The following is a 5,589-nucleotide window of genomic DNA, read 5'->3' as shown; positions in this document are numbered from 1 at the left end:
CACCCAGGGCAGGGCGGCGGCTTCGTCCAGACAGGGCAGGACGACATCCACCACAACATCCACAGCAACACCATCGTCGACGACGTTGCCGCCGCTGACCTGACTTTCAGTAACCATAGTCGGCAGCTTAGTCACCGATTGTGGCCGAATCTCTTACAGAACACGGAACATCGACCGCGAACTGTCTGGAGTGTGCGCCCTGGGCCGCGCAGATCTTACGAATCGGGGACGGCCCGGCTACCACGGTGCCAGCGGGCCGGGGCGCGAACTACCGTGAGCGGGTGGTGTGCGTACTGCTCATCGAGGACGATCCGACCGTCGCCGACGTCGTCGACCGTTATCTGTCGCATGCCGGCTTCGATGTCGACCGGGCCGCGGACGGACCGTCCGCGCTTGCCGCGGCGGCCGATCGGCCGCCGGACCTGGTGGTGCTGGACCTCATGCTGCCCGGTATCGGTGGGCTGGAGGTGTGCCGGCGCCTGCGGGAACACCGGCAGGTCCCGGTCGTCATGCTGACCGCACTGGGCGAGGAGTCCGACCGCATCGCCGGGCTGGAGACCGGCGCCGACGACTATGTCACCAAACCCTTCTCACCGCGTGAACTCGTGCTGCGGGTCCAGTCGGTGTTGCGGCGCACGCTGGAGCCGCCGCCGGCGGGCCGCGGCGTGCTGCGAACCGGACGTCTCGTCGTCGACGTCGCCGCGCGCACGGCTACCCGCGACGGCGAGCCACTCGCGTTGACCGTCCGGGAATTCGACCTGCTCGCCTTCCTCCTGGCGCACCCGGGCGAGGCGTTCTCCCGGCCGGCACTGCTCGAACAGGTGTGGGGCTGGACCTTCGGCGACCCCTCGACGGTGACCGTCCACATCCGACGGCTGCGGGAGAAGGTCGAGGACGACCCGACCGCGCCGCAGGTGCTGGTGACCGTCTGGGGCGTCGGGTACCGGTGCGAAGCGGGCCGCGTCCGCGCAGTGGACCTGGCATGACGGCGTTTCTGGAGATCGCCGGGATCGCGCTGGGCTGCTCGCTGGCCGCGCCGTTGCTGGCGTTGCCCCTGTTGCGGCTGCGGGTGCTGTGGCGCGCATCGGTGCGGATCTGGGGCGCGGCGGTGGTCGTCGTCGGAGTCGGCGCGATGGCGGCCGGTGTCGCCGGAACCGCGGAGGCGATGTTCCTCTCCAACCACGATCTCGATGTCGTGCTCATCGTGCTCGCCGTGTCCGCGGTGGCCGCGACCACAACGACGCTCTGGCTCGGACGCCCGGTGGCCCGGGCATCGGTGACCCTCACCGATGCGGCCGGCCACCTTGGTGAGGACGGTTACCGACCGTCGTGGGCGACGCCGCCGACGGCAGAGCTCGCGGCGATCGCCCGTGCGCTGGACGACACCCACGTCCGGCTGGTCGCGGCCCGGGAACGGGAGCGGGCGCTGGAAGCCAGCCGGCGCGAGCTGGTCGCGTGGGTCAGCCACGACCTGCGCACGCCGATCGCCGGCATCCGCGCCACCGCCGAGGCCCTCGACGACGGGGTGGTCACCGACGCCGCCACCGTGGCCCGCTACCACCGCACCATGGTGCGCGCCTGTGAACGCCTCACCACGATGGTCGACGACCTGTTCGAGCTGTCCCGGCTCCACGCCGGGACCCTTGAGCTGACGTTGGAGCGCGTCGCGCTCAGTGATGTCATCTCCGATGCCGTCGCCGCCGCGGATCCGCTCGCCCGCGCCAAGGGCGTCCTGCTCCACGGCGACGCCGACAACACCGCCAAGGTCGAGGTCGATGTGGCTGAGGTGGGCAGGGTCCTGACCAACCTGCTGGTGAACGCCATCCGACACACGCCGAGCGACGGTACGGTCGCGGTGACCGGTCAGGTGTCCGACCGGCGCGCCGTGCTCGCGGTCGCGGACAGTTGCGGCGGGATTCCCGATGCCGACCTGGGCAGACTGTTCGAGACCGGCTACCGGGGTGAGACAGCGCGCACGCCACGCGGGCTCGCTGCCGAAGCCGGCACCGCCCACGGCAGCCGGTATGGCCAGGGCAGCCGGTCCGGCCTCGGGCTGGCGATCGTGCGCGGCATCGTCGAGGCACACGGCGGCGACGTGACCGTACACAACATCGCCGGCGGCTGCCGGTTCGTCGTGGCGCTCCCGCTCACCGCGTGATGTTTTCCCGGCTCGTAAGGATTCAACGCCCGGAACGGCTATACCGTCGCCGTTGTGCGGATCCTCGTCACCGGCGGCGCCGGGTTCATCGGCTCTCACCTCGTCCAAGCCCTGGTACAGGCCGGTGAACACGTCCGGGTGCTCGACGCGCTGCACCCGGCGATCCACCGAGGACGCCCGCTCCCGACCGATGGTGTCGATCTTGTCGTCGGCGACGTGCGGGATGCCGACACGGTGGACGCCGCGCTCGACGGGGTGGACGCCGTGTGCCACCTGGCCGCCATGGTCGGCCAGGGCGTCGACCTCGGGGACCTGCCGGCCTACACCTCGCACAACGACTTCGGTACCGCGGTGGTACTGGCTGCGATGGCCAGCCGCGGTGTGCGCCGGCTGGTCCTGGCGAGCTCGATGGTCGTCTACGGCGAAGGTGCCTACCGCTGCGCCGCCGACGGGCCGGTACGACCGGCTCCTCGCCATGACCTGGATCTCAGAGCCGGACGGTACGAGCCGCCCTGCCCCAGTTGCGGCCAGCCACTGGAGCCGACCCTGGTCGGCGAGGATGCCCGGCTGGAGCCGCGAAGTGTGTACGCGGCCACCAAGGTCGCGCAGGAACACCTCGCCGCGGCGTGGGCGGTCGGCACCGGCGCACAGGCCATCGCGCTGCGCTACCACAACGTCTACGGCCCCCGGATGCCCCGCGACACCCCCTATGCGGGCGTCGCGTCCATCTTCCGCAGTGCGCTCGAGCGGGGCGCCGCGCCCGAGGTCTTCGAGGACGGCCGACAGCTGCGTGACTTCGTCCACGTGCATGACGTGGCCCGGGCGAACGTCCTTGCGCTGGCGCCGAGTGCAGCCACACCGGGCCGGCTGCGGGCCTTCAACATCGGAAGTGGACAGCCCCACACGATCGGCGAGATGGCCGGCGCCCTGGCCCGGGCACACGGCGGCCCGCAACCCGTCGTCACCGGATTGTATCGCGCCGGTGACGTCCGGCACGTGACCGCTTCGTCGGCGCTGGCCCGCGACGCTCTGGGCTATCAGCCGACGGTCGATTTCGACGAAGGTGTGGCAGCCTTCGCCCACGCCCCCCTGCGCGGCTGACCGCTACCCGAGCATCCCTTCGCCCCGGCCCCGCGAGGGCGCGTCCCCTGTTGCTGGTCGCTCTGTGGGAACGATGTGAATCTGGTGTTGTGGCAGGAGCATCAGATTCACATCGTTAAGAGCACCCGGCAACAGGGGCGTGGATCAAGAAACGGGTCCGAAGGCGAGGGGCTCGGGCCGTCCGGGTCAGACCTCGGCGACCGCCTGCGCGAACTGGGCCCGGTACAGTCGCGCATAAGCACCGTCGGCCGTGAGCAGCTCGGCGTGACTGCCCTGTTCGACGATCGCGCCGTTCTCCATCACCAGGATGGTGTGCGCGTCCCGGATCGTGGACAGCCGGTGCGCGATCACGAACGCCGTCCGCCCCGCCCGCAGGGTCGACATGGCCTGCTGGATCAGTACCTCGGTGCGGGTGTCCACCGAGCTGGTGGCCTCGTCCAGGACCAGGATCAGCGGCTCCGCGAGGAACGCCCGGGCGATGGTGATCAGCTGCTTCTCCCCGCCGCTGACACCGGCGCCCTCGTCGTCGAGCACGGTGTCATAGCCGGCCGGCAGGGTGTGCACGAACCGGTCGACGTGCGCGGCAGTCGCGGCGGCCACGATCTGCTCCCGGGTGGCACCCTCGGCGCCGTAGGCGATGTTCTCCGCGATGGTGCCGCCGAACAGCCAGGTGTCCTGCAGCACCATGCCGATGCTTGCCCGCAGTTCCTCCCGTGACATCGCGGCGATGTCGACCCCGTCCAAGGTGATCCGACCGCCGGTGAGGTCGTAGAACCGCATCAGCAGGTTGATCAGGGTGGTCTTGCCGGCACCGGTCGGGCCGACGATCGCGACGGTGTGACCGGGTTCCGCGGTCAGCGACAGATCCTCGATCAGCGGCTGGTCCGGCTCGTAACGGAACATGACGTGCTCGAAGGTGACGCGGCCATGCAGCCGGTCCGGGTGCGCGGCCGTGGCCGGGTCGGGTTTCTGCTCGGCTGCGTCAAGCAGGTCGAACACCCGCTCCGCGGAGGCCACCCCGGACTGCACCAGGTTCGCCATACTCGCGACCTGGGACAGCGGCTGACTGAACTGCCGGGAGTACTGGACGAACGCCTGTACATCACCGATCGACAGCGCGCCGGAGGCGACCCGCAGCCCACCGACGACCGCCACCAGCACGTAGTTGAGGTTCCCGATGAACATCATCGCCGGTTGCATGAGCCCGGAGATGGACTGGGCGCGCCAGCTGGCGGTAAAGAGCCGCTCGTTGTGGTCACGGAAGAGCTGCGCGGACTCCTCCTGCCGGCCGAAAGCCCGAACCAGTGCGTGCCCGGTGTACATCTCCTCGATGTGCGCGTTGAGCCGACCAGTGATCTTCCACTGGGCGACGAACTGCGGCTTCGCGAACTTCCCGATCCGCGCTGCGATTATGATCGATATTGGCACCGTGACCAGCGCGATCAACGCCAGAATCCAGGAGATCCAGAGCATCATCGACAGCACGCCGACGATGGTCAGCAGCGATACGATGACCTGCGACAGGCTCTGCGACAGGCTCTGCCCGAGGTTGTCGATGTCGTTGGTGACCCGGCTGAGCACCTCACCCCGCGTCTGGTGATCGAAGTAGCGCAACGGCAGCCGGGAGATCTTAAGCTGCACCTCCCCGCGTAGCCCGCCGAGCACCCGCTGCAAGGCCACATTCACCAGCCGGGCCTGCACGACGCCGCACAGCCCCGCCAGCGCGTAGACGACGAGCACCCACATCAGCACGGAGCCGATCGCTGCGAAGTCCATCCCATGACCGGGCGTGACGTCGAGCGAGGAGAGCAGGTCAGCCTGGGTTCCGTGGCCGGTGGCGCGCAACTGCGCGACGGCCTGCGCCTTGGACGTGCCGGCCGGCAGCCGCCGGCTGAAGATCCCGGCGAACACCAGGTCAGTGGCATGCCCGAGCAACCGTGGGCCGAGCACGGTGAACCCGACGCTCACCGTCGCCAGCCCGATGGCCACGACGAACAGGTGGCGCTGCGGACGCAGCAGACCGAGCAGCCGGTGGCCCGACCCGGAGAAGTCCATCGACTTCTCCGCCGGGCCCTGACCCATGAAGAAACGACCCGGACCAACCATGGGCGCCGGACCTCGACGCGCTGCCTGGCCGGGTACCCCTGCCGGGCCAGGCACCTGGTTGGGTACCGGTGCCTGGCCGGGTACCCCTGCCTGGCGGGTCATGCGGCCTCCTCCTCGGTAAGCTGGGAGAGCACGATCTCCCGATAGGTGGTGTTGCCAGCCATCAACTGGTGGTGGGTGCCGGTACCGACCACCTCGCCGCCGTCCAGTACGATGATCTGATC

General features: G+C 69.6%; 4 protein-coding genes. 3 read left to right on the top strand and 1 reads right to left on the bottom strand.

Features of this window, described 5'->3' with window-relative positions:
* The first annotated feature begins 245 nt into the window (after positions 1 to 245).
* The 3 genes from U9977_RS20060 to U9977_RS20050 are packed head-to-tail and all read left to right on the top strand — an operon-like array spanning position 246 to position 3,259.
* Positions 246 to 986, top strand: a complete 741-nt coding sequence (locus U9977_RS20060) for a response regulator transcription factor (RefSeq protein WP_416210152.1) — start codon at positions 246 to 248, stop codon at positions 984 to 986.
* Entirely contained in the window at positions 983 to 2,158 is a 1,176-nt protein-coding gene (locus U9977_RS20055; protein ID WP_322750825.1) for a HAMP domain-containing sensor histidine kinase, read from the top strand. The genes U9977_RS20060 and U9977_RS20055 overlap by 4 nt, the downstream gene beginning before the upstream one ends.
* A 54-nt stretch (positions 2,159 to 2,212) precedes the next feature.
* Complete coding sequence (locus U9977_RS20050) at positions 2,213 to 3,259, top strand: NAD-dependent epimerase/dehydratase family protein (RefSeq protein ID WP_322750824.1); 1,047 nt, start codon at positions 2,213 to 2,215, stop codon at positions 3,257 to 3,259.
* Positions 3,260 to 3,445: 186 nt separating this feature from the next.
* Here the strand turns inward: U9977_RS20050 and U9977_RS20045 are convergent, their stop codons facing one another.
* Positions 3,446 to 5,365, bottom strand: coding sequence for an ABC transporter ATP-binding protein (locus U9977_RS20045; RefSeq protein WP_322750833.1), 1,920 nt, complete (start codon positions 5,363 to 5,365; stop codon positions 3,446 to 3,448).
* Between the last annotated feature and the right edge of the window lie 224 nt (positions 5,366 to 5,589).

The sequence above is a fragment of the Protofrankia sp. Cas8 genome (assembly GCF_963555845.1).
In the GTDB taxonomy this organism is placed as follows: domain Bacteria; phylum Actinomycetota; class Actinomycetes; order Frankiales; family Frankiaceae; genus Protofrankia.
Note: the sequence above shows the minus strand (reverse complement) of the source record. Positions and strands in the feature narration are given on the sequence as shown.

Bases quoted from the DNA above. Each gene is read 5' to 3' on its own strand.
- U9977_RS20055 (WP_322750825.1), top strand. From the start codon at position 983: ATGACGGCGTTTCTGGAGATCGCCGGGATCGCGCTGGGCTGCTCGCTG.
- U9977_RS20045 (WP_322750833.1), bottom strand. From the start codon at position 5,365: ATGGTTGGTCCGGGTCGTTTCTTCATGGGTCAGGGCCCGGCGGAGAAG.